We start from the raw sequence: 236 nt of genomic DNA, 5'->3' as shown, positions 1-236 counted from the left end.
GTCTTATCAGATATACCACTAATTATCGGCTTTACTGTATCCACTACGGTTATTTTTCTTGTTACGGTTGTCGTATTTCCTGAACTATCCTTGACACTATAGGTCAATGAATAGACTCCTGGTTTCTTATTATCTACAGTGCCTGTTACAACAATACTTGATGTGATGTCCCCATCTACGTTATCTGTTGCCGTTACTCCACTTAACGCATTAAACGAGTCTCCAACATTAATAGT

General features: G+C 37.7%; 1 protein-coding gene. It reads right to left on the bottom strand.

Translation table 11 applies throughout. From position 1 onward, the window contains the following. The coding region (locus V7077_RS08650) for an immunoglobulin-like domain-containing protein (RefSeq protein WP_335500441.1) at positions 1 to 236 on the bottom strand (236 nt) is incomplete at both ends.

It is taken from the genome of Neobacillus vireti (assembly GCF_036962465.1).
GTDB classification, from domain to species: Bacteria; Bacillota; Bacilli; order Bacillales; family Cytobacillaceae; genus Neobacillus; species Neobacillus vireti_B.
This window is presented reverse-complemented; position numbering and strand designations above follow the sequence as displayed.